General features: G+C 50.6%; 23 protein-coding genes, 1 pseudogene and 1 riboswitch. Of the genes and pseudogenes, 20 read left to right on the top strand and 4 right to left on the bottom strand.

The annotated features are described in order from the left end of the window. Nucleotides 1-81 precede the first annotated feature (81 nt). The 7 genes from miaA (at nt 82) to FXF61_RS10650 (ending at nt 7,582) form a co-directional block, all read left to right on the top strand. Nucleotides 82-1,047, top strand: coding sequence for a tRNA (adenosine(37)-N6)-dimethylallyltransferase MiaA (gene miaA, locus FXF61_RS10680; protein WP_151186082.1), 966 nt, complete (start codon nt 82-84; stop codon nt 1,045-1,047). Between the two features lie 79 nt (nt 1,048-1,126). Then, a complete protein-coding gene (gene hfq / locus FXF61_RS10675; protein ID WP_151185251.1) occupies nt 1,127-1,378 on the top strand; it encodes an RNA chaperone Hfq in 252 nt (83 codons plus the stop codon). A gap of 11 nt (nt 1,379-1,389) precedes the next feature. After that, entirely contained in the window at nt 1,390-2,685 is a 1,296-nt protein-coding gene (gene hflX / locus FXF61_RS10670) for a ribosome rescue GTPase HflX (RefSeq protein WP_151185250.1), read from the top strand. Between the two features lie 102 nt (nt 2,686-2,787). Next, on the top strand, nt 2,788-3,951 hold the full coding sequence (gene hflK, locus FXF61_RS10665; protein WP_151185249.1) for an FtsH protease activity modulator HflK: 1,164 nt from the start codon (nt 2,788-2,790) through the stop codon (nt 3,949-3,951). Further along, nucleotides 3,951-4,820 (top strand): protease modulator HflC, encoded by an 870-nt coding sequence (gene hflC, locus FXF61_RS10660; RefSeq protein ID WP_151185248.1) that lies wholly within the window; start codon nt 3,951-3,953, stop codon nt 4,818-4,820. The genes hflK and hflC overlap by 1 nt, the downstream gene beginning before the upstream one ends. 212 nt (nt 4,821-5,032) lie before the next feature. Beyond that, nucleotides 5,033-6,214, top strand: coding sequence for an ATP phosphoribosyltransferase regulatory subunit (locus FXF61_RS10655; protein WP_151185247.1), 1,182 nt, complete (start codon nt 5,033-5,035; stop codon nt 6,212-6,214). 72 nt (nt 6,215-6,286) lie between these two features. Further along, nucleotides 6,287-7,582: an adenylosuccinate synthase gene (locus tag FXF61_RS10650; RefSeq protein ID WP_151185246.1), complete on the top strand. Its 1,296-nt coding sequence runs from the start codon at nt 6,287-6,289 to the stop codon at nt 7,580-7,582. Between the two features lie 77 nt (nt 7,583-7,659). On the opposite strand, the gene rfbC is transcribed toward FXF61_RS10650, so the two are convergent. From rfbC to FXF61_RS10630, 4 genes are all read right to left on the bottom strand, one after another. Further along, complete coding sequence (rfbC, locus tag FXF61_RS10645) at nt 7,660-8,190, bottom strand: dTDP-4-dehydrorhamnose 3,5-epimerase (RefSeq protein ID WP_151185245.1); 531 nt, start codon at nt 8,188-8,190, stop codon at nt 7,660-7,662. 10 nt (nt 8,191-8,200) lie between these two features. Then, on the bottom strand, nt 8,201-9,082 hold the full coding sequence (gene rfbA / locus FXF61_RS10640; RefSeq protein WP_151185244.1) for a glucose-1-phosphate thymidylyltransferase RfbA: 882 nt from the start codon (nt 9,080-9,082) through the stop codon (nt 8,201-8,203). Further along, nucleotides 9,082-10,191: a dTDP-glucose 4,6-dehydratase gene (rfbB, locus tag FXF61_RS10635; protein ID WP_151185243.1), complete on the bottom strand. Its 1,110-nt coding sequence runs from the start codon at nt 10,189-10,191 to the stop codon at nt 9,082-9,084. Before rfbB ends, rfbA begins: the two co-directional genes overlap by 1 nt. 63 nt (nt 10,192-10,254) lie before the next feature. After that, nucleotides 10,255-10,941: an energy-coupling factor ABC transporter permease gene (locus tag FXF61_RS10630; RefSeq protein WP_151185242.1), complete on the bottom strand. Its 687-nt coding sequence runs from the start codon at nt 10,939-10,941 to the stop codon at nt 10,255-10,257. 202 nt (nt 10,942-11,143) lie between these two features. Between FXF61_RS10630 and dxs the strand changes: the two genes are divergently transcribed. The 13 genes and pseudogenes from dxs (at nt 11,144) to bluB (ending at nt 24,447) form a co-directional block, all read left to right on the top strand. After that, nucleotides 11,144-13,012, top strand: coding sequence for a 1-deoxy-D-xylulose-5-phosphate synthase (gene dxs / locus FXF61_RS10625; RefSeq protein WP_151185241.1), 1,869 nt, complete (start codon nt 11,144-11,146; stop codon nt 13,010-13,012). 172 nt (nt 13,013-13,184) lie between these two features. Then, nucleotides 13,185-13,736 (top strand): bifunctional adenosylcobinamide kinase/adenosylcobinamide-phosphate guanylyltransferase, encoded by a 552-nt coding sequence (gene cobU, locus FXF61_RS10620; RefSeq protein ID WP_151185240.1) that lies wholly within the window; start codon nt 13,185-13,187, stop codon nt 13,734-13,736. 127 nt (nt 13,737-13,863) lie between these two features. Then, nucleotides 13,864-14,808 (top strand): adenosylcobinamide-phosphate synthase CbiB, encoded by a 945-nt coding sequence (cbiB, locus tag FXF61_RS10615; protein ID WP_371921491.1) that lies wholly within the window; start codon nt 13,864-13,866, stop codon nt 14,806-14,808. A gap of 2 nt (nt 14,809-14,810) precedes the next feature. Next, entirely contained in the window at nt 14,811-15,824 is a 1,014-nt protein-coding gene (gene cobD, locus FXF61_RS10610) for a threonine-phosphate decarboxylase CobD (protein ID WP_151185239.1), read from the top strand. Between the two features lie 264 nt (nt 15,825-16,088). Next, a riboswitch (cobalamin riboswitch) is annotated at nt 16,089-16,292 on the top strand. A gap of 96 nt (nt 16,293-16,388) precedes the next feature. Then, nucleotides 16,389-18,377: a TonB-dependent receptor gene (locus tag FXF61_RS10605; RefSeq protein ID WP_151185238.1), complete on the top strand. Its 1,989-nt coding sequence runs from the start codon at nt 16,389-16,391 to the stop codon at nt 18,375-18,377. 164 nt (nt 18,378-18,541) lie between these two features. Next, the gene (locus FXF61_RS14930; RefSeq protein ID WP_178087301.1) at nt 18,542-18,685 is read left to right on the top strand and encodes a hypothetical protein; all 144 of its coding nucleotides are present in this window, start codon (nt 18,542-18,544) and stop codon (nt 18,683-18,685) included. Nucleotides 18,686-18,708: 23 nt separating this feature from the next. After that, complete coding sequence (locus FXF61_RS10600) at nt 18,709-19,611, top strand: cobalamin-binding protein (protein WP_151185237.1); 903 nt, start codon at nt 18,709-18,711, stop codon at nt 19,609-19,611. Between the two features lie 45 nt (nt 19,612-19,656). Next, nucleotides 19,657-20,616, top strand: a complete 960-nt coding sequence (locus tag FXF61_RS10595) for an iron ABC transporter permease (protein ID WP_151185236.1) — start codon at nt 19,657-19,659, stop codon at nt 20,614-20,616. After that, on the top strand, nt 20,616-21,395 hold the full coding sequence (locus FXF61_RS10590; RefSeq protein ID WP_151185235.1) for an ABC transporter ATP-binding protein: 780 nt from the start codon (nt 20,616-20,618) through the stop codon (nt 21,393-21,395). The genes FXF61_RS10595 and FXF61_RS10590 overlap by 1 nt, the downstream gene beginning before the upstream one ends. A gap of 16 nt (nt 21,396-21,411) precedes the next feature. Further along, nucleotides 21,412-21,549: pseudogene (locus FXF61_RS15105) on the top strand (cobyrinate a,c-diamide synthase); the annotation flags it as partial. An 85-nt stretch (nt 21,550-21,634) separates the two neighbouring features. Then, nucleotides 21,635-22,246 (top strand): cob(I)yrinic acid a,c-diamide adenosyltransferase, encoded by a 612-nt coding sequence (cobO, locus tag FXF61_RS10580; RefSeq protein WP_151185234.1) that lies wholly within the window; start codon nt 21,635-21,637, stop codon nt 22,244-22,246. Beyond that, complete coding sequence (locus FXF61_RS10575) at nt 22,247-23,752, top strand: cobyric acid synthase (RefSeq protein ID WP_151185233.1); 1,506 nt, start codon at nt 22,247-22,249, stop codon at nt 23,750-23,752. After that, nucleotides 23,749-24,447: a 5,6-dimethylbenzimidazole synthase gene (gene bluB, locus FXF61_RS10570; protein ID WP_151185232.1), complete on the top strand. Its 699-nt coding sequence runs from the start codon at nt 23,749-23,751 to the stop codon at nt 24,445-24,447. Before FXF61_RS10575 ends, bluB begins: the two co-directional genes overlap by 4 nt. Nucleotides 24,448-24,468: the final 21 nt, after the last annotated feature.

The following is a 24,468-nucleotide window of genomic DNA, read 5'->3' as shown; positions in this document are numbered from 1 at the left end:
GCAGCTGCGGTTGGTAATAGACAGCTATAACCCAGAATCAAATGCATTGTGGAATGCTTGCTGCCCAAGGGGAATATATTGATAAGAGATTTGCCGCCTGCGATTTTTTTGATGGGACCAACGGCGTCTGGAAAAACGGATTTGGCTTTACAGTTGGTGCGTGAGTTGCCTTGCGAGATTATCAGTGTTGACTCGGCATTGATTTATCGCGGTATGGATATCGGTAGTGCTAAGCCTAGTGCTGAGATACTGCAGCGCTACCCGCATCATCTTGTTGATATTCTTGATCCGGCCGAGAGTTATTCCGCTGCGCAGTTTCGTGAGGATGCGTTACTGGCTATGGCCAGTATCACCGAGCGAGGCCGTATACCCTTATTGGTCGGCGGCACAATGCTGTATTACAAAGCGCTCATTGAAGGTCTCGCATCAATGCCTGCGGCTGACGCTCAAGTGCGTGCAGCGCTGGAGCAGCAAGCAGCAATTGCAGGTTGGCCCGCTTTGCATGCTGAGCTGCAACGTATCGACCCCGTGTCTGCTGAGCGCATTCATGCCAATGACCCGCAGCGAATTATGCGCGCGCTAGAAGTGTGGCGCGTTAGCGGACGCAGCATGACCGAGCATCGTGCACAGCAGGCCTTAGAAAAACAACAATTACACGCATCTAATGGCAGTTATTTGCCGTACAATGTCACAACCTTTGCAATTGCACCGCAGCAGCGCAGTGTTTTACATCAGCGCATTGCACAGCGATTTCATTTAATGCTTGAACAAGGCTTTATTGCTGAGGTCGAAGCATTATGGCAGCGGGGTGACTTGCATGCTGACTTGCCTTCGATACGTGCTGTTGGCTATCGGCAAGCGTGGGCGTATTTACAAGGTGATTATGCTTACGAAGAAATGATTGAGCGCGGCATTATTGCTACGCGCCAGCTTGCTAAGCGCCAGTTTACCTGGTTGCGAAGCTGGAAAGATGCGCAGTGGTTAGATAGTTTGGCACACGATAATCTGTCGTTCGCCTTGAAAAGGCTGGAACAACTCACCATATAGAGTTGAGAGAGTCGACTTATAGTTTGTCGGTGCGTGCACGCAGCGCAAACGTTTATTATATAAAAATGGAGTACACCTCATGTCAAAAGGGCATACGCTACAAGACCCTTACTTAAACCTCTTACGCAAAGAGCGCGTACCGGTGTCTATTTATTTGGTCAATGGCATTAAGTTGCAAGGGCAAATTGAGTCATTTGATCAGTTTGTTATTTTGCTGAAAAATACAGTCAGTCAAATGGTTTACAAGCACGCTATCTCTACGGTGGTACCGGGTCGCCCTGTACGTTTGCCGAGTGAAGATGATGGTGCTGCTGAATCAGGAAACGATTAGTGGGAGAATATTTGACCGCTGAACATAAAGGTGAGCGCGCCATTCTTGTACATTTGGATGGTCACGCAGCCGAGGTTCGAGAGGACCCGTATGAGTTTCAAGAGCTTGCAGTGTCAGCAGGTGCTGCCATTGCAAGTTTTGTTAATGTACCTCGTCATCAGCCGACGGCACGCTTTTTAATAGGCTCCGGCAAAGTTGAAGAACTGCGTCAGTTGGTGCTGGCTGAGCAGGCTGATTTGGTTATTTTTAATCACGCACTGACGCCCAGCCAAGAACGCAATCTAGAGCGCGCTCTAGAGTGTCGCGTGCTTGATCGAGTGGGTTTGATTCTGGATATTTTTGCCCAGCGTGCACAAACCTATGAAGGTAAACTGCAAGTTGAATTGGCGCAGCTTGAGCATATCAGTACGCGCTTAGTACGCAGTCGTACCGATTTAAGCCGTCAGCAGGGTGGTATTGGCTTACGCGGGCCCGGTGAAACGCAACTTGAATCGGATCGCCGATTATTGCGGGTGCGGGTGCGGCAAATTAAAAGCCGCCTTGAAAAAGTTCGTAATCAACGGCAATTGGCACGACGTAGTCGTCAGCGTGCAGAGATGCCGAGTGTGTCTTTAGTCGGCTATACCAATACAGGGAAATCGACACTGTTTAATTTCCTAACTGAATCAGAGGTGTATGCCGCCGATCAGTTGTTTGCTACGTTGGACCCTACGGTTCGCCGTATACAGATACCTGACCTGGGCGCAATAACGCTGGCTGACACGGTTGGTTTTATTCGTCATTTGCCGCATAAGCTGGTTGAAGCTTTTCGTGCCACACTGGAAGAGTCGGCAAGCGCTGATTTGCTGCTGCATGTGATTGATGCGCAGTCACCGGAGCGTGACGAGCAAATACAGCAAGTGCAGAATGTCTTGCAAGAGATTGAAGCAGACGATGTACCGATCCTTGAGGTCTACAATAAAATTGACTTGATGGATAATGTTGAGCCACATATTCAGCGCAATGATCAGGGAATGCCTGTGCGTGTGTGGATTTCGGCTTATAAGCAGCAGGGTATTGAATTGCTGCAGCAAGCCATTGCTGAGCTGTTGGAAGAAGAAATATATGTTGCTACAGTGCGTCTTGCACAACAACAGAGTCGACTGCGCGGCAAACTCTTTGATTTAAATGCTGTACAACAGGAAACACATACTGATGATGGTGCCAGCGTGTTAAAGCTGCGTGTTGCAAAGATGGAGCTGGATAAGCTATTGAGCCGAGAAGGGATTACTTCAGCTGACTTCTTTGCACAGTATGCCGATTGTTGAGCGCGATCTATAAGGCAGTTACTCTGCATGTATCGCGTTTACTAACTATAATATAGTGCACTTTTAGTGTGCATTTTGCCTTTCAAATAGATGGAGAACACTATGGCCTGGAATGAGCCGGGTGGGAACTCAAACAATCAGGATCCTTGGGGCGACCGCAACAAGCGCGGTGGCCAGAAACAAGGACCACCTGATCTTGATGAAGCCCTCCGTAAACTGCAGGACAACCTGAAAAGCTTGTTTGGCGGAAAGAAAAAGCCTGGAACAAGTGGTTCTGGTGGTGGTTTCGGCTTAGTCGCTATTATCGTCGCCGCTTTAGCAGGCATGTGGTTGTACACCGCTGTTTACTCACTCGATGAGCAAGAGCAAGCAGTCATCTTACGTTTAGGTAAATACCACGAAACAGTAGGGCCGGGTTTGAATATTTACTTCCCGCCGATGGACCGTAAGTATGAGCAAAACGTCACCCGTGAGCGTGCGTATACGCGCCAAGGACCGATGTTAACTGAAGATGAAAATATCATCGAAGTGCCGTTGACTGTGCAGTATAAAATCAGCAGTTTGGAAGATTTTGTACTTAACGTAGAAGCGCCTGAGCTGAGCTTGCAGCAAGCCACAGAGAGCGCCTTGCGTCATGTTGTGGGATCTACCGCGATGGATCAGGTGTTGACTGAAGGCCGTGAAGTGTTAGCTGTTGAAGTTAAAGAGCGTTTACAACGCTTTGTTGACTTGTATCGTACCGGTATTACGGTTACGCAAGTGAACGTACAAAACGCCCAGCCACCACGTGAAGTGCAAGAGTCTTTTGATGATGTGATTCGTGCCCGTGAAGATGAGCAGCGTGAAAAGAACCAAGCTGAAACCTATGCTAATGGCGTTATTCCAGAGGCACGTGGTCAAGCCCAACGTATGCGTGAAGAAGCCAATGGTTATCGCGATGAAACTATCTCGCGCGCCGAGGGTGAGGCAGATCGCTTTAGCAAACTCGTTGCCGAGTATCGCAAGGCACCCGAAGTGACACGTCAGCGCTTGTATTTAGAAACCATGCAGGAAGTGCTCAGTAGCACGAGCAAAGTATTGCTAACCGGCGATGAAGGTCAAAACAGCATGCTGTATTTGCCGCTGGATAAAATGCTCGAAGGGCGCACGACAACAGCACCACGAACAACCAGCACGACAGGGGGTTCTAACAGCTCCACTAGTACCAGTGCTCGTTTAGGTAGCGATGCGCTGTCTCGTGATTTACGTGTCAGAGGTAGCCGTTAATGAGTAATAAATCGACATTCGTGTTAATTTTGGGTGCAGTTATTGGTCTGGTGGCATGGAACAGTTTTTATATTGTTCAGCAAACAGAGCGAGCAGTATTGCTGCAATTTGGAAAGGTCGCAGAAGCGAATGTGCAGCCTGGTCTGCATGTGAAAATTCCCTATATCAACCAAGTGCGTAAGTTTGATGCGCGTCTCTTGACCCTTGATGCACCAACTCAGCGTTTTCTGACGCTAGAGAAAAAAGCGGTCATGGTGGATGCGTTTGCTAAATGGCGTGTGGCTGATGCAGACCATTACTACACAGCAACCTCTGGTATTAAACAAGTGGCTGATGAGCGCTTGGCGCGTCGTCTTGAGGCAGGTTTGCGTGACCAGTTTGGTAAGCGTACCTTGCATGAAGTGGTCAGTGGTCAGCGTGATGAATTGATGGCTGATATCACCACCTCTTTGGATCGTATGGCGCGCAAAGAACTGGGCATTGAGGTGATTGACGTTCGGGTTAAATCGATTGATTTACCTAAGGAAGTTAACCTCAGTGTGTTTGAGCGTATGAGCTCTGAGCGTGCCCGTGAGGCTCGCGAGCACCGTGCTAAAGGTCAAGAGTTGGCTGAAGGTATTCGTGCTGATGCAGATCGTCAACGCCGTGTTTTATTGGCTGAAGCCTACCGCGAAGCTGAAGAGATTCGAGGTGAGGGTGATGCGATTGCCACAGCAATTTATGCTAAAGCGTATGGTATGGATCAAGAGTTCTATGCGTTTCACCGCAGCCTAATGGCCTACCGTGAAAGCTTCTCTGACAAGAGTGATATCATGGTTTTATCGCCTGATAATGCATTTTTCAAATATATGGAACACGCAAAGCCATAAGCGCTTTATATCGGTATTCGCTGCCACTTGATTGCAGCGGATACCGCTTATCTGTTTTATACCTAGGTCGCTTAAGCTGTAGAGAAAAGCGAGAAGCATGCGCAGAATAATCTGTGGTATCATGCGGCAGCCGGGAAACTCCCGGCTTTTTTGCGCCTGTGGCCATGAAAAATGCCCAACAGGCAACTGTATTTATAATGAGGAAAGGCGCAATGGCAACGGTAGACCGCTGGCTGCTGCCAGATGGCATTGAAGAAGTACTGCCGCCACAGGCAGCGCAGATTGAAGCATCTCGTCGGCACGTATTGGATATGTTCCAAGCGTGGGGCTATGAGTTTGTTGTCACCCCGCATATTGAATTTTTAGAGTCGTTATTGACCGGTGCTGGGCAAAAGCTTGATCTGCGTACTTTTAAAGTCACCGACCCACAATCAGGCCATCTGATGGGCTTTCGTGCAGATATTACCCCGCAAGTGGCTCGTATGGATGCGCACAGTTTGCGCCGCGAAGGTCCATCACGACTGTGCTACGCAGGCAGTGTTGTGCATGCGCGTCCTCGTTCCTTGTCACGCTCGCGCAGCCCGATTCAGCTGGGTGCTGAGCTTTATGGTGATGCCAGTCCAGCCGCTGATATTGAAGTGATCAGCTTGATGCTTGCCACTCTTGAGCAAGCGCAAATAGCTGATATCCATATGGATTTAGGTCATGTTGGTGTTTACCGTGGTTTGGCACAGGCTGCTGAATTGTCCGATGATCTTGAAGCACAGATTTTTAATGCCTTGCAGCGTAAAGCGGTTGATGAAGTAGCGGCTCTGACTGAGCAGCTGGCCCCCGACTTGGCTTATATGCTCAATCAATTGAGTCATTTATGTGGTGGGCGTGAGGTGCTGGATCACGCCAAAACTGTTTTAGCTGCAGCGCCGCAAGGTGTCTTAGCAGCGCTTGATCAGCTGATTGTTATCGCTGATGCGCTGATGTTACGTTATCCACACTTGCCATTTTACTTCGACTTAGGAGAATTGCGTGGTTACCACTACCATACCGGTGTGGTATTTGCTGCTTTTGTACCTGGCGTCGGTCAGTCTATTGCGCAAGGTGGTCGCTATGACGATATCGGCGCGGTGTTTGGTCGTGCCCGCCCGGCCACTGGCTTTTCAACCGATTTAAAAACGCTGGTGGATTTAGGTCAACGCCCAGCGGCTGTCTTGCCGAGCGGTATTTGGGCGCCAGCAGGCGCTGATGCGAATTTATGGCAAGCCATTTGTGACTTGCGCACAGACGGTCAGCGCGTGGTTCAGGCGCTGCCAGGGCAGACTGTTAAAGATGCTGCGCAAGCCGTATGTGATCGTCAGTTAGTACAGAATTCTTCAGGCTGGCAGGTACAGCCATTATAAGTTTACGCCGCATCTGCGGCCACGTTTCGTCGGTCATACCGACCTCCTATTTGCGCGAAGAGGGCAAGGGTTATGGGTAAAAATGTTGTCGTTTTAGGCACTCAATGGGGCGATGAAGGCAAAGGTAAAATTGTCGATTTGCTAACGGATCAAGCAGCTGCAGTGGTTCGCTTTCAGGGTGGTCACAATGCCGGTCATACCCTGGTGATTGAAGGTGAGAAGACTGTTCTGCATCTGATTCCATCAGGTATTTTGCGTGATAATGTTGAGTGTTTGATTGGTAATGGCGTAGTGGTTGCACCAGATGCACTGCTGCGCGAAATCGTTAAGCTTGAAGAGAAAGGCGTACCGGTGCGTGAGCGTTTGCGTATCAGCCCCGCTTGCACCTTGATTCTGCCGTACCACGTAGCGCTCGATCAAGCACGTGAAGCAGCGCGTAGCGAAGGTAAAATCGGCACCACTGGGCGTGGTATTGGTCCAGCCTACGAAGACAAAGTTGCCCGTCGCGGTTTGCGTATTGGTGATTTGTTTAACGCTGAACGTTTTGCCGTTAAGTTGCGCGAAGTGTTAGAGCAGCATAACTTTATGCTCGAACATTTTTACAAAGTTGAGCCGGTGGATTACCAGAAAACCCTTGATGAAGCGCTCAGCTACGCTGAAATGCTTAAGCCTTTGATGATAGATGTTACTGCACGCTTGCACACATTGCGTAAGCAAGGTGCACGCATTATGTTTGAAGGTGCGCAGGGTGCATTACTGGATATCGATCATGGTACTTATCCGTATGTGACCAGTTCCAGCACCACCGCAGGTGGTACAGCCACGGGGTCAGGCTTTGGTCCGCTGTACTTGGATTATATTCTTGGTATTACTAAGGCGTATACCACGCGTGTGGGCTCCGGTCCTTTCCCAACTGAGTTGTTTGATGAAACCGGTGCGTATTTGGCTGAGAAAGGCCATGAGTTTGGCTCGACTACCGGTCGCGCACGGCGTTGCGGATGGTTTGATGCAGTGATCTTGCGTCGCACCTCAGAAATCAACAGTATTTCAGGTATCTGCCTAACTAAACTGGATGTGCTGGATGGCTTAGAGACGGTTAAAATCTGTGTCGCGTATAAAAACGCCGCTGGTGAAGAAATTGAAGCACCAACAGACTCTGACAGCTATGAAGGTTTAGTCCCTGTCTACGAAGAGATGCCGGGTTGGAGTGAATCGACTATTGGTGCGACGACACTAGAGCAGTTACCTGCTAATGCGCGCGCATATATTGAGCGTATTCAGGAGTTGGTTGGTGCGCCAATTGATATCGTTTCAACCGGTCCCGACCGTAAAGAAACCATTGTTTTGCGTCACCCATACGAAGCCTAAGAAAACTGCATGCCAAGTCGATGAGCGTGCTGACTTGGCGTGTTTGATCAGTAAAAAACCGACCCTGTGTCGGTTTTTTACTTTAACTCGCTAAGGCGTGGTAATTGCTGATCTTTGGCTGATAACAAAGGTGTATGTAAAGGCCAAGCGATATTGATATCGGGGTCATTCCAAATCACACCTGTTTCATCTGCAGGGTCATACAGCTCTGTGCATTTGTAATGCAAGTCAGCCACGTCACTGAGTACACAAAAACCATGGGCATAACCCGGTGGTATCCACAATTGCAGATGATTTTCATCATTGAGCTCTAAGCCAACATACTGACCAAAGGTTGCTGATTGTGGGTTGATATCTACAGTTACATCAAACACCGAACCACGGCTGACGCTGACCAGCTTGCCTTGAGGTCGGTTGCGCTGTAGATGTAAGCCACGCAGAACACCATGCTTTGAGCGGGAGTGATTGTCCTGCACAAAGGGCAGGGTTATGCCGGCTCTGGCATAACGCTCAGTTTGAAAGGTCTCTAGAAAGAAGCCGCGGGCGTCCGCAAATGTTCTGGGTTCAATAATGAGGACACCAGGTAAGGCTGTCGTGGTTATTTTCATTAAAAAATTCCTATTCGTTAGCAAGCTGTAACAGATATTGGCCATAGCTTGTTTTGCTGAGTGCCTCAGCGTAGACGCGCAGTTGTTGCAGGCTGAGCCAACCATTGTTGTAGGCGATTTCTTCTAAGCAGGCTACTTTTAATCCTTGGCGCGCTTCAATGGTTTGTACGTAATGACCGGCTGCCATCAAGGAGTCATGAGTACCAGTGTCGAGCCAAGCAAAGCCGCGCCCCAGTAACGCAACCTGTAAATCACCGCGCTGTAAATACGCGTTGTTAATTTCAGTGATTTCTAGTTCGCCGCGCGCCGATGGGCGCACCTGTTTAGCCATGTTGATCACATCATTGTCATAAAAATACAGCCCAGTGACCGCATAATTTGACTTAGGCTTAGCAGGTTTTTCTTCAATAGAAAGAGCCTGACCTGTTGTTGAAAACTCCACTACGCCAAAACGTTCAGGGTCATTGACGTGGTAAGCAAATACCGTTGCTCCACTACGTTGCTGCGCTGCTTTTTTAAGCATAGCGCTAAAACCATAACCGTAAAAAATATTATCACCGAGAATCAGGCAAACATTGCTGTCGCCAATAAAATCTTCGCCAATAATAAAGGCTTGCGCCAAGCCGTCAGGTGAAGGCTGTTCAGCGTAACTGAGATCAATGCCAAACTGGTTGCCATCACCCAGTAGTTTTTTGAAATTGGGTAAGTCATCAGGTGTGGAGATGATTAGGATCTCACGAATCCCCGCCAGCATCAGTACCGATAACGGATAGTAAATCATGGGCTTGTCGTAAATCGGTAATAGCTGTTTTGATACGCCAAGGGTAATAGGGTGTAAACGAGAGCCGGAACCACCCGCTAAAATAATCCCCTTGGTTGAGTGCTCGCCCATTATGCGTGTACCCCTAAGCGTTCACGCTGGTAGCTGCCGTCCTGTACACGCTGGCACCATTGCAGATTGTCTAAATACCACTGCACAGTTTTTCGTAGGCCAGACTCGAATGTTTCCGCGGGTACCCAGCCCAATTCATTTTCGATTTTGCTGGCATCAATGGCATAGCGGCGATCATGCCCAGGTCGATCAGCGACATGCGTCATAAGTTGACTGTAACCGAGCAGTGGTGAGCCATCCAGCGCTTTTAACTCACGTTCACTCGCCGGTGCTAATTCATCAAGCAGGTTGCAGAGGGTGCGTACCACTTCAATGTTTTGTTTCTCATTATGGCCACCGATATTGTAGGTTTCTCCGACCTGGCCTTGTCTAACCACCTTATACAACGCCCGTGCATGGTCTTCCACGTATAACCAGTCGCGAATTTGATCGCCTGCGCCATAAATTGGCAGTGATTTACCTTCTAAAGCGTTGAGAATCACCAGTGGGATCAGCTTTTCTGGAAAGTGATAAGGACCGTAATTATTGGAGCAGTTAGTGACTAACACTGGTAGCCCATAGGTGCGCTGCCAGGCTCGCACTAAGTGATCAGAGCTGGCTTTGCTGGCCGAGTAGGGTGAGCTTGGCGCATAGGATGTTTGTTCAGTAAATAGATGCTCTGATGCCTGTTCGCTATCATTGGGGTGAGGTAAGTCACCGTAGACTTCATCGGTAGAAATATGGTGAAAGCGAAACGCCTGTTTACGCTGATCGTCTAGCGTATTCCAGTAGGTGCGAGCCGCCTCCAGTAACTGGTAGGTGCCAACAATATTGGTTTCAATAAACTCAGCAGGGCCATCAATCGAGCGGTCAACATGAGATTCTGCAGCCAGATGCATAACGGCATCGGGTTGGTGCGCAGCAAAGACCTGATCCAAGGCTGCGCGATCGCATATATCCACCTGTGCAAAGCTGTAGCGTTCGCTGTCACTGACACTGATCAGTGACTCAAGGTTGCCCGCGTAAGTGAGTTTATCAACGTTCACGACAGAATCATTGCTGTGTTGAATAATATGGCGAATCACTGCCGAGCCAATAAACCCTGCACCACCGGTAACCAAAAGTTTCATCAATGACCTCAAGTATGTATAAATATATTTAGATTAAAAAAGCACATTGCTCTGATTGTACCCTTATGGATCGCGATCATCTTTCCAAGGTGCTTGTAAGTAGCGGCTGTAATTAAAAGTTTCTAACCACTCGGGCTTAAACACGACAAAAGCCGTTATTGCCATGCCGTTAATAAAAGCTTCTGGAAAGGCGACCAGCAAGACCATAGCGAAAAAGTCCTCAAGCCAAGGCTGGAACTCATAAATACCATTTCCCCAGAGCAAAGCAATGCCGCTGACAACACAAACCAGCGCGGTCAGCGCAGCAGGGAAAAAGCCAGAAAAAAAGATATACATAAATAGGTTTTCAGGCTGGCGACGCTCAATCGCTTTGGCGCACCAGTGCGCGATTACAACAGGAATCATAATCAATAAGAGGCCGTTAATCCCCAAAGCGCTGAGTTCTTGTCTGCCTAGCGCTAATAAAGCCAGCTGAGCAATAAAGCCTGCAAGGATGGCCAGCGGCCAGTCGAGCAGCAGTGCTACGGCTGTCATACCAATAAAATGAAAGGATAAACCACTGGGAAAATCTCGACGCAAGAGCCAAAGAACGCAGAGCACCAGTACCGTACCAAAGAGTAAGTGCTGGCGGCGACTGTCACTGAACAGCTCCAGCCAAGGTGCTCGCCATATGGCATACAGTACAAGAGGGCCATACAATAGCCAGCCCCACATTAGAGTGGTTTTATTTAGCAACATGCTTGCAATCATAGGCTGGCCTGCTGTGCGTTTTGAGCGAGGTTAGAAACTGTAAATCAGGGCATATTTTAGCAGACTTGAGCTACAGGGCAGATGCAAGAGGATAAAATGCTCGATAAAAGAGGCTAAATCCTTGATTACAGGGCGCAGCACTGTGGACTTTGTGCGCTTTGAGGTAAACTTCATTTTCTTTATGAATCAACACGACAGTTCAATGCCTACGACTTTTCATGAAATTCCAGCGCAGCGCCCTATAACGCCCTTGTTAGACCTTGTCCTGACGCCAACAGAGTTGCGTCTGCTGTCTGAAGCGCAACTGCTTACCCTAGCCGATGAGCTACGCCTTTTTTTATTGTGGAGCGTAGGACAAACAGGTGGACACTTTGCCGCTGGCCTGGGTGTTGTTGAGCTGACCGTTGCTCTGCACTATGTATTTGATACGCCTGAAGATCGACTGGTTTGGGACGTTGGCCATCAAGCCTATCCTCATAAAATTCTTACCGAACGCCGTGAGCAGATGCTCAGTTTGCGTCAGAAAGATGGCATTGCTGCATTTCCGCGCCGCTGTGAAAGTGAATACGACACCTTTGGCGTGGGCCATTCAAGCACCTCGATCAGCGCCGCCTTAGGTATGGCAATTGCGGCTAAACTACAAGGCAGCAAACGTAAAAGTGTTGCGGTGATTGGTGATGGTGCAATGACTGCGGGCATGGCATTTGAAGCCTTAAACCATGCACCTGAAACCGGTGCAGATATGTTGGTTATCCTCAATGATAACGATATGTCGATCTCCAATAATGTGGGTGGGCTTTCTAACCATTTAGCAAAAATCCTAACCAGTCGTGCCTATTCAACGATGCGTGAAGGCAGTAAGAAAATCTTGTCGCGCTTACCGGGCGCATGGGAAATTGCGCGTAAAACTGAAGAGCATGCCAAAGGTATTTTTGCCCCCGGCATTATGTTCGAAGAGTTGGGTTGGAATTATATTGGCCCGATTGATGGCCATGATTTGCCCACTCTGCTGGCCACCTTGCGCAATATGCGTGAGCTGGAAGGGCCGCAGTTTTTGCATGTGGTCACTAAAAAAGGCAAAGGTTTTTCTCCAGCTGAACAGGACCCAATTGCTTACCATGCCATCAGCAAAAAAGCGCCTGCGCCAAGCAAACCGAGCGGTCCACGTTATTCTGCGGTGTTTGGCCGCTGGCTGTGTGATATGGCGGCAGCGGATGAGCGTTTGCTGGGCATTACCCCAGCGATGAAGGAAGGCTCTGACATGATTGCCTTCAGTGAGCAGTACCCCGAGCGTTACTTTGATGTGGCGATTGCTGAGCAACATGCGGTGACCTTGGCTGCGGGAATGGCCTGTGAAGGGGCTAAACCAGTGGTAGCGATTTACTCAACATTCTTGCAGCGCGCCTATGATCAGCTGATCCATGATGTCGCGGTGCAAAACTTGGATGTGTTATTTGCCGTGGATCGCGCCGGTTTAGTCGGGGAAGATGGACCGACCCATGCTGGTAGTTTTGATCTGTCGTACCTGCGCTGCATCCCAAATATGCTGGTGATGACGCCCAGTGATGAAAACGAATTACGTTTGTTGCTCAATACCGGTTACCACCATATTGGCCCAGCGGCAGTGCGTTATCCGCGCGGTACCGGCCCTAACGCTCAGATCAGTGCCAGTTTAGAGGCTGTACCGCTAGGCAAAGGCGTGCTGCGCCGTGAAGGTCAGGGCGTGGCGCTGCTGGTGTTTGGTGTGCAGTTGTCGGCGGCATTAGAAGCGGCAGAGCAGTTGGGTGCAACAGTGGTCGATATGCGTTTTGTTAAGCCACTGGATGAAGCACTACTGACGCGTTTGGTAGCGGATCACTCACTATTTGTCACCATTGAAGAAAACGCGGTGATGGGCGGTGCGGGCAGTGCAGTGGGTGAGTTTTTGGCTGCTAAGCAACTGGCTGTGCCGTTATTGCAGTTGGGTTTGCCTGATGTCTATGTGGAGCATGCACAACCGGCGCAGATGCTGGCTGAATGTGGCTTAGATGCCGCTGGTATTTTACAGGCCGTGAAGCAGCGTTTGGCTTAACTGTCTACCCCCTCTAAAATACACCGCTCCACAGGGTCATGCTCCTGTAGGGCGGGCACTTGTGCCCGCGATTAGAAGCCGTGGGCATAAATGCCCACCCTACCGTGGCTATGAGCCGCTCCTACGGCACTCGGTAGGCTGCTCAAATGTATACGCTTCCAAGGACTCATAAATGCTAGCAAAGACATGTCACACCTTAGTGTTGGGCGGCATACGCTCTGGTAAAACAGGCTTGGCTGAGGCGCAAGCCTTGGCTCAGTCTCAACCTGTTGTGTATGTGGCCACGGCTACTGCTGGTGATAATGAGATGGCGAGCCGTATTAGTCGCCATCAAGCCATCCGCCCTGCAGCGTGGGGGCTGGTCGAAGAGCCGCTGAATCTGGCGGAGGTGTTACGCGAGTACGGACAACACAATCCTGCACCTTGCCTGCTGATAGATTGCATGAGCTTGTGGCTTAGCAATTTACTGCATGCCAGCGACGAGCAAGTGCAGTTACAAAAAGATGCTTTTCTGCAGCAGATTGAGGCGTATCCTGGGCCGCTGATTATCGTCAGCAATGAAACCGGATTGGGTACCATCGGCATGGACCCGCTAACCCGAAAGTTCTGTGATGAGCTGGGCTGGCTCAATCAAGCATTGGCACTACGCTGCCAGCGTGTAGTGATGGCCATTGCTGGGTTAGCGCTCACACTGAAAGACTCAGTCAGCGGTGATGCTGACTAGCCGTTGTATGCTGGCGTACTGCTGACAACAGCATTGCAAAAACAGCAAAAACAGCAAAAACATACGCCTCTGGGGCGTAATCGGCTAGGCTGTGCTGCATTTGACTTTACTTGATTAGGAACATGCGGTGCTGCTATTGGCTCCCTTTATTGTCTGCACGCTTGCTGTGCTGTTAGATCGCCTCTTGGGTGAGCCGTCGCGCTTACACCCCGTGGTTGGCTTTGGTCGACTGGTCAGTGCACTCGAAAAGAAATGCAACACTAGCCCTGCGCGACCTCAGCGGGGTGTACTGGCTGGCTTAGCAGCGCTGTTGCTCATAACCCTGCCGATACTGGCTGTGACCCTGTGGCTGTCCAGTGTGCTTGATGGGCTGTGGTTGATCGTGGCGCAAGCTGCTACTGCCTGGTTGGCTATGTCTCTAAGAGGATTAGCAGAGCATGGGCAGGCCGTGGCAGAACCGCTGCATAACGGTGACTTAGTCAGTGCCCAAGAACAGGTCAGTCGTATTGTCAGTCGCCAAGCCAGTGCACTGGATGAACAAGGCGTCGCCGCTGCAGCAACTGAGTCAATGCTGGAAAATGGAGCAGACGCCGTGTTTGCCACTTTATTTTGGTTGCTGGTCGCCGGGATGCCTGGTGTTGTTCTGCATCGCATGGTCAATACCTTGGATGCGATGTGGGGCTATCGTAACCCGCAGTTTTTGTATTTTGGTCGTGCCGCTGCGCGTTTGGACGATATCTTAGGTTGGCTGCCGGCTCGCCTAACAGCGCTAACCTATGCACTGCTCGGCAATACAAAACTGGCCGTTGAATGTTGGCGCAACCAAGCACCGCAATGGGACAGCCCCAATGCAGGCCCGGTGATGGCTGCAGGCGCGGGTGCTTTAAATGTCCGACTTGGTGGCCCGTCGCCGTATCCGAGCGGGATCAAACAGCGCCCACTTCTGGGTGGTACTGATAAGGCAAACGCCGCCAGCATCGAGGCGGCAATCCGATTGGTGCGCCACGGTGTTGTGCTTTGGTTGGCTGTGATATTTGTGCTGTCAGTGCTGGCTGCGATTATAGGGGTTTAGTCATGGTGCCAGAACACGGTGGGCGTCTAAATGCGGCAGTTAAGCGCTGGGGGATTCCCCGTGAGCAGTGGCTCGACCTGTCCACGGGGATCAATCCAGTGGGTTGGCTAGTGCCGCCTATACCAGCTGATATATGGCAACGACTGCCAGAAGCGGATGACGGGCTGAGCGATATTATCCGTCACTGGGCAGGTGCGCCTGCAACGGCAGAGTGCGAACCCGTTGCCGGTAGCCAAGCCGCCATCATGGCGTTACCGCGTTTGCGTAAGCCTTGCCGCGTGGGCATACCGGCTATTGGCTATCGTGAGCATGAATACAGTTGGCGCAAGGCTGGACACAGTATTGTCTCGATCACAGCAGAACAGATTAACGCACGTGCGTGCGGTGACCCTGATGGCTGGTTAGACCATCTGGACGTGCTGGTGTGGATTAATCCCAACAACCCCAGCGCAGAACTCATCCCGCCAGCGACTTTGCTGCGTTGGCATCAGCGGCTGCAACAACGCGGTGGTTGGTTGATTGTGGACGAAGCATTTATGGATGCTACGCCGCAATTCAGCCTGTGCGCTCAGGCTGGGCGGGCGGGTTTGATTATTCTCCGTTCGCTGGGCAAGTTTTATGGCTTGGCCGGTGTGCGTGCTGGGGCTGTGCTGGCAGACTCTGCGATTATTAAACCTTTGCGCACACTGTTGGGCCCTTGGTCGCTAAGCGGCCCCAGCCGCTATGTGATGGCGCATGCGCTGCTGGATACGCATTGGCAGGCGCAGACCCGCACCCGATTGCAATACGACAGCCAGCGATTAGCAGCTCTGCTACAGGCTGCAGGGCTCACGCTGTTGGGTGGCACAGCTTTGTTTCAGACCACCAGAGTTGACGCACCTTTTCTACTCGCTGACCAGCTTGCAGCGCAAGGGGTGCTGGTTAGAGCCTTTGAGCAACCGGGCATGCTGCGCTTTGGGCTGGCGGCAGATGAGCCGCAGTGGCAACGGCTGGAGAAGGCGCTGATTGCCTGCTGATTGCGCGGACATGTGATGAATCAATGGCCGGGCAGAGGTGTTTTGTGTGTTATTGCGTACTTTTCTAACAGTCACCTAAGCTTGATCACAACTGCATAAAACGGCTCAAGTCTGTGCACCTGTACAAAAAGGCTGCCCACCGACGATCACACGACCTGCAGTCGATCCATGGTGCAGTGTATGCGTCTGATTGGCTTTTTTCGTGGGGAAAACCCTTGTTTTCGTCCAAAACTTGACCCTTGGCACTGCTACGTTTATTGTTCGCGCACTTTGATTCTGTAAGGTGCGCTGGTTATACCAGCCTGAAAAGGGAAGTTAAGCGGCTAAAGCCGACTTACGCTGCCCCCGCAACGGTAAACGATGCGTTTTAAAAACGCGCGTTTGTTCAATGACCACTGGCTAGCAAGCTGGGAAGGTGAACAAGTGGATTCGTTAGCCCGTAGACCTGCCTCACGGATTTCGACGGGTGTTGCGGAGGGCGGCACCGTCAAGTGCCGTGCTCTATTTGTGCGCTTGTTTCTGCCCTCCTCAAAAGTTGTTTTTATTTTTGAGGATTGAACCTAAATGAAATTGTCCCGCCTAGCGCTCGCCGTAGCGCTGTTGCCTGCATCGACCTTGTATGCAGCTGCCGATAATAACGAAGATGCTTTAAAACTTTCGAGCACAGTCATCACCGCGAACCGTATTGCTCAAGAAGACGTGCGTGCCACTTACGCCTCTGAAGTGCATAACGCTGATGATATTAAAAATTCGGCGGCCATTAATCTGTATGACTACTTAGGGCGCTTCAGTTCGGTGAATGTAATGCCGAATTATGGCAATCCTTATCAGCAGGCATTGGATATGCGTGGTTATGGTATTGGTGATGGTTACCAGAATATTGTGGTGACGATTAACGGCCGTCGACTCAACAATATTGATATGCAACCGCAATTGCTAAGTAGTATTCCGCTTAGCAGCATTGAGCGTATCGAAATTATTAAAGGCAGTGGTTCCGTCGCGCAGGGTGATGGCGCTATGGCTGGTATTATTAATATTGTCACTAAAGATCAAACTGGTGTTGATATCAGTATCGCCGCAGGTAGTGATGGTTACTCTACAGCCAGTATCAGTGCTGGATTGAGTGAAGAGTTTTTTGCTTTGCAGTTTTTAGCTGATAACAGCAAGAGTGATGGCCTGCGTAAAAAAGACGCTAGTGGTAAAGCTGATGAGTCCGATGCAGACAACTTATCCGCTACTCTGAAGCTTTTTCCCGTTGACGGCTTAGAGTTGAGAGTGGGTAAAGACCGTACTCGAATTGACACTATTTATGGTGCGTCGTTAAGTAAAAAAGAATTTAATAAAAAGCCTTCCCAGCTTGGAGAGAATTTATATGCGCCAGGCACGCCTAATACCTATACAGAACAAGAGCTAAAAACTGATACTAACCGCTTAGGTGCTAGCTACCAAGTTAATGAGTTGTTGTCACTTAATATGGACCATGCTGTTGAAAAGAAAGAGTCTGAGTATTCTGGCTCTGCACCGAGCAAATATGATTACCGCTCTACTGACTTTTCAAGCCAGCTGGTTATTGATAATTTAACACTGACTGCAGGAGCACAGTTGTTTGATGGTGAGCGTAAGCAAAATGAAATACCTTTTTATAAGAATGAAAATACAACAACTAAAGATAATCAGGGTTTTTATCTACAAGGACTCTATACGCTAGGTGATACTACTTTTAGTGCTGGCGCACGTCATGAGAAAGTAAAATATAAGTACAAGGAGGCTACTAAAAAGCTCAAAGAAGAGCACTCGTTGGATGCTTGGGATATTGGTATTAACCATCAGTACAGTCAAGAGTTAAGTGTCTTTGCTAACCTAAATCAAGCTTTTCAAGCACCTGATATCGACAGGTTTTTTAATGTTTTGAGCGATAAGTCGAGTGTTTTTAATAGTTTTATCAAGCCAGCAAAAAGCAAAACACTAAACATAGGCCTTAACCATGTAACCGAGCGCAACAAGCTTAAAGTAACTGGTTTTTATTCTAAGCTGAAAAATGAGATTTATTACTACAGTACTGGCAACTGGATGGTTCCAAGTTATAACACTAATATCGACAAATCCTATAAATATGGCATAGAAATACAGGATAGTTTCCAAGCTACTTCGGAGCTACTGGCTCGGGTTAACTATGCTTGGACTCGTGCGAAAATTGATAAGGAAGATGTGGGTAATGGTGCTTATAACGGTAAGAAATTACCGGGAGTTTCTGAGCACAGCATTACAGCAGGTGTTGATTACCGTGTAGTGCAAAATGGTACTTTAAGTTTGACGCAAAATTGGCGCAGTCGTGCCTATGCAGCCAATGACTTTGCAAATAACTTCAATCAGAAACAAAAAGCTTATAACACCACTGATTTTGGTTACTCGCATAAGATAGATAAATTTACGCTGTTTGCTCAGGTGAATAACGTTTTTGATAAGAAAAATGGCTTGTGGATCTCGGATGATAATATTTATCCAGTTAATTTTACGCGTACTTGGTATGCGGGAGTCCGTGCTTCATTTTAACTAGCCAGAAAAACTAATGGTCAACAGCATCTGCCGCTGTTGCTGCGACTAGCGAAGCCATGGATGGCGTAGCGCCCGAACTGAGCCCCGGACGGGCTCATTGAGGGAAAAGCAGCAATAGCGGCAGATGCAGCGTAAATGGCGTTACTTTTGGAAGTTGTATAATGGGAGTTGGTATCGCAATTGGTGATGTGATTTGGGTGTTTACCCGTCGTGGCGCGGGTGAAAGTTTGCAACTACAAGTGCGAGTGGCTGCCGGTAATAAAGCTAGCAGTTTGGTAGTAAAAACACTCGTCACCCCCCTCTAACACCGCACAACAGGAGTCAAAACATGCGTTCTCGCTGGCTGAGTTTTAACATTGCGCTAGGGCTGATGGCTGCTTTGACGCATCCGCTCGTGGCCAGCGCCAGTGAGACACAACGCTGTGTGACCGACGATGGCGGTCATACACTGTGTTTGTCGACCCCCGCCAAGCGCATCGCAACCTTATCACCCGGTGCCACTGAGCTGATGTTTGCCGCCGGAGCTGGCCATAAGGTTGTGGCTGGCGTCAATCACAGTGATTACCCGCCTGCCGCGCGCAAGCTGCCACTGGTGGGCAATCACACTCGAATTGATGTGGAAGCCCTGCTGGCACTTAAACCGGACTTGGTGGTGACTTGGGTTACCGGCAACCCACCGGCACAAATGGAGCTGCTGCAAGAACTTGGTTTGCCCATGTTTGCCATTGAGCCGCGCACTTTTGAGGGTGTGTCTGATGTGATCGAGCGGCTGTCAGTTCTGGCCGGAACAGAGCCGCAAGGCTTTGCTGAGGCTGAGCGTTTCCGTATGGGAATTGCTGCGATTGCTGAGCAATACCGCCACGCTGAACCGATCTCAGTTTTTTATCAGGTGTGGGAAACGCCGTTGATGACGATCAATAACGAGCATTTGATCGGCAAAGTGCTGCAACTGTGCGGTGGCGTCAATGTGTTTGCGGATATGCCGCGTCTGGTGCCGCGCATCAGCCCAGAGGTTGTGCTGCAAGCCGACCCGCATGTGATTTTGACTGGCAGTGTTGAGGGGAGCAGTGATGAGCAGCTGGATCATTGGAAGAACTACCCCAAGATGAGCGCTGTTGCTAAAAACAATCTGTTTTTTACACCCGCATCACCGATATCCAGACCGACGCCTCGGCTGCTTGAGGCGAGTCGAGATATTTGTCAAACGCTGGATATTGCCCGTGCTCGCTGATCATATTTGCATGCGTTTACAAACACAGGCACAGGTGCAAGCCAGATGATGCGCGCGTTGCTGGGGCTTGGGCTGATTGCCTTAGTGGCGATGTTATTGGCTCTGGCGATTGGCAGTGTGAATGTTGCACCTGCAGAGCTGTGGAATGTTGTGCAGGGTGAGGGCAGCACCTTGCATCGCACCTTAGTCTTAGAGCTGCGCCTGCCGCGTACCCTTGCTGCCTTTGCGACGGGTGGTTTGCTCGCCGTAGCGGGTGCGTTGATGCAAGTGCTGTTGCGCAATCCGCTGGCAGATCCTTATGTGCTGGGTTTGTCAGGCGGTGCGGCGGTCGGGGCGCTGTTAGCCATGTTGACTGGGATGGGCGCGCTGCTGATATCGGGCTCAGCCTTTGCCGGCGCTATGCTGGCAACGCTGTTGGTGTTTGGTCTTGCGCATGGCACAGGCAGCTGGACGGCCTCGCGCTTATTGCTCACTGGCGTTGTGGTCGCGGCCGGTTGGGGCGCAGTGATTACCCTGATGCTGGCGCTCACGCCGTCTTATAAACTGCCGAGCATGCTGTATTGGTTGATGGGTGATGTGTCTTACGCGCGTACACCGTGGCCAGCACTGCTGGTATTGATTTTCGCGGTCATCGCCGTGATGCCGCTGGCGCGTAATCTGAACGTACTGGCGCGTGGCACAATGCAGGCAGCAGCGCTGGGTGTGTCGGTGCGGCCACTGGAATGGACAATCTACCTGCTTGCCAGTTTGTTGACCGCAACGGCAGTCACCACGGCGGGCAGTATCGGTTTTGTCGGTTTGATCGTGCCGCACATGCTACGGCTGGTGCTGGGTAATGATCAGCGCATCATTTTGCCTGCCAGCGCACTGGCCGGTGGTACTTTGTTGGTATTGGCCGATACGCTAGCGCGCACGGTAATTGCGCCTGAACAGCTACCGGTTGGCGTGATTACTGCATTACTCGGCGTCCCCACCTTTCTGTATTTGCTGTATCGGAGTCGCTAATGAGTACGCTGCATACCTGCGAACTGATCATCAATGTACCGAACAGGCCTGACGGATTCCCGCTAAATATGCGTATTGAGTCGGGTCAAGTCTGGGGTGTGCTCGGCCCTAATGGTGCCGGTAAAACCACCTTGCTGCATACGCTGGCAGGTCTATTACCCCCGCGCAGCGGTCAAGTGATTTTGCATGATGTGCCGATCGATACACTCAAACGCCGCGCCATTGCCCGGCAATTAGGCTTGGTGTTTCAGGAGCGTCAAGACAGTTTCCCCGCAACAGTACTCGAAACCGCGTTAATTGGGCGACACCCTTGGCTGTCGCCTTGGGACACTGAGCAGGCTGACGATCAACAGCGTGCGCAACAGGCGTTGGCGGCGATGGATGTTGATCATTTATCCGAGCGTTTGCTCAGCACATTATCGGGCGGCGAGCGCCAACGTGTCGCGATTGCCACGCTGATGACCCAAGACCCTGATATTTGGTTGCTGGATGAGCCAACCAACCACTTGGATTTACACCATCAGGTTAAGGTGATGCGTGTGCTCAGAGATCAGGCCGCTGCAAACAAAACAGTGTTTATGTGCCTGCATGACCTAAACTTGGCCGCACGTTGGTGCAGTCATGTCTTACTCCTGTATAGCAATGGTGATGCCTGCTGGGGACCTGCCGATACGATGCTAAAACCGTCTGCGCTTGAGCAGCTGTATCAGCAAAAACTGATAACGGTAGAGGTCGATGGTGCGCCGGTATTTGTACCTGTGAACTCTGACTCATACTGATGAAGGTGGCACGTTTATGACTCGATCTGTACCGGCGCTAATGATGACTGCGCCCGCCTCTGGGCAGGGTAAATCAATGGTAACGGCCGCCTTAGCCCGCCTGAATCACAACGCCTGGCGCACAGTGCGCGTATTCAAGCACGAGCCAGATTTCAGTTATTTCCAGTCTGCCCCCGAATTCATTGCAGCCGTTTTCAATGGCGAGCCGTTACCGTTTCACAATCATAAGGATAAAAATCATGAATAAAAGTGCCAAAGACCCCGAACGCCACGCTAAACGTATGGCTGCTAAGCAAAGAATCATGCGGGAACGCATTGCCAATGCACAGAAAGAACAAGGCATATTGCTGGTGTTGACGGGCCCCGGTAAAGGTAAAAGCAGTTCTGGCTTTGGCATGGTAGCGCGCGCGTTAGGGCACGGTATGAAAGTTGGCATTGTGCAGTTTATTAAGGGCGCATTCAGTACCGGTGAACATACCTTTTTCCGAGACTTGCCGAACGTGGATTATCACGTGATGGGGCAGGGTTACACCTGGGACACTCAAGATCGCGAGCAAGATGTGGCTGCTGCCAATGCGGCATGGGACATTGTTGCGACGATGCTGAAAGACGACAGCTATGATTTGATTGTGTTGGACGAACTCAATATTGCGCTCAAATATGACTACATTGATCTGGATCGAGTGCTGGATGATTTACAGGCACGACCCGATATGCAACACGTGGTTGTGACAGGACGTTATGCGCCGCAGGAGTTGATCGATATCGCCGATACTGTGACCGAAATGAAAGTGGTTAAACACGCGTTTAAAGATCAGGGTATCAAGGCACAAAAAGGTGTTGAGCTGTAAATGATCACATTGATGATTCAGGGCACCACTTCTGACGCCGGTAAAACCACTGTGGTGGCAGCCTTATGCCGCTGGCTGGCGCGGCAGGGTGTGTCGGTTGCGCCTTTTAAACCACAGAACATGGCGCTCAACAGTGCGGTGACTGTGGATGGTGGTGAGATTGGCCGGTCAACAGCGCTGCATGCGTTGGCCTGCGGCCTTGAGCCGCACAGTGATATGAATCCGGTGCTGCTCAAACCGCAAAGTGATTGTGGTGCTCAGGTGATTTTGCGCGGGCAGGTGCATGGCAACATGGATGCGTTGGATTATCACGCCTATAAAGCCCAAGCCATGCACGCGGTTATGGCAGCATGGCGCGCGCTGAGTGAGCGTTACGATGTGATCATTGCTGAGGGCGCTGGCAGCCCTGCTGAAATTAATCTACGTGCGAATGATATCGCCAATATGGGTTTTGCTGAAGCAGCTGACTGCCCTGTGTTGCTGGTGGGGGATATTGAGCGCGGTGGTGTATTTGCCCAGTTAGTGGGCACTTTAGAGTTGATCTCTGCTAGTGAGCAGGCGCGTACCAAGGGTTTTATCATTAATCGTTTTCGCGGTGATATCAGCTTGCTAGAGCCGGGTTTAGAATGGCTCACGCAGCGCACGGGCAAGCCGGTGATTGGGGTGTTGCCCTATTTGCATGGTCTGGTTATAGACTCAGAAGACAGCGTTGGTATCAGTGGCTCTAGCGAAGCCGGCGCGCTCAAGGTGATTGTTCCGGTATTACCACGCATCAGTAACCACAACGATTTTGATCCGCTACGCCTTCATCCCGATGTGAACTTGCAGTTTATCGGCCCAGATCAAGCCATTCCGGCGGCAGACTTGATTATTCTGCCCGGCAGCAAAAGCACGCGAGCGGACTTGGCTTGGCTGCACGCGCAGGGCTGGCCGCAGGCTATCAACAAACATTTGCGCTATGGCGGTAAGGTGTTGGGCCTGTGCGGGGGCTTTCAGATGCTGGGGGAGTGGGTCGATGATCCTGACGGGTTAGAGGGCGAAGCAGGTCGCAGTCAGGGCTTGGGTTTGTTAGCCATAAGCACAACAATGGTCGCAGGTAAACAGTTGCAAGCGGTGCAGGGTACTCTAAACCTAGCTGCTAGCGACCCTGCTGCTGAGACTGTTTTCAGTGGTTATATAATGCATAACGGTGTCAGCCAAGGCGCTGCATTGTTGCAGCCGCTGGCCTATATCGATGGTAACAATGAAGGCGCGATCAGCACGGACAAGCACATCGCAGGCATCTATGTACACGGCATATTTGACCAGCCCGCAGCCTGTGATGCTCTATTGCAATGGGCAGGATTGCAGCGCTTAGGCCATGCGCTGGATTACCAGCAGCACCGCCTTGCCCAGCTTGAACGTTTGGCGGATCAGGTTGAGCAGTACCTGGATACAGATTGGCTGCGTGATCTGCTGAAATTGAACGTACCAACCGATGCTTCTGAGGTAATCAAACAGCCATGACTGACCACAACCGTCCATTCAGTGACGAAGAGCGCGCTGGGCTATATCGCGCTATTTATGAGCGCCGTGATGTGCGCTCACAGTTTTTACCTGATCCGATTCCTAGGCCTGTTTTGGCGCGGCTGCTGAAAGCCGCGCACCATGCGCCATCGGTGGGTTTTATGCAGCCTTGGGATTTTATTTTGATTGACAGCCCTGAGGTGCGTCAGCAGGTACTGGCCAGTTTTAAAGAGGAAAATGCTAAAGCTGCGCAAAACTACAGCGGTGAGCGTCAGACGATTTACCGCAGCCTAAAACTGCAGGGTATCCTCGAAAGCCCGCTAAATATGTGCATCACCAGCGACCGCAAGCGCGGTGGTACGCATGTATTGGGACGCAACTCGATTGTCGAAATGGATCTGTTCAGCACCTGTCTGGCGGTACAAAATCTGTGGTTAGCAGCGCGTGCGGAAGGCATTGGTGTGGGTTGGGTCAGTATTGTTGATCAGACTCAGTTAGCCGCTATTTTAAATCTACCAGACGATGTCTATCCGCTGGCCTACTTGTGTTTGGGCTACGTGAGCGAGTTTCTTGATCAGCCTGAGCTGCAGGCTAAAGGCTGGCGCTCACGCTTGCCATTGGAGGGGTTGGTGCACAGCAACGGCTGGGGTGTTGCGCTGGACGATCAGGCGCTGCTGGAGCAGTTGAAACAATAAGCGAGCGTGACTGTAAGTGAG

The sequence above is a fragment of the Pseudomonas sp. C27(2019) genome (assembly GCF_008807395.1).
Taxonomy (GTDB): domain Bacteria; phylum Pseudomonadota; class Gammaproteobacteria; order Pseudomonadales; family Pseudomonadaceae; genus Denitrificimonas.
Note: the sequence above shows the minus strand (reverse complement) of the source record. Positions and strands in the feature narration are given on the sequence as shown.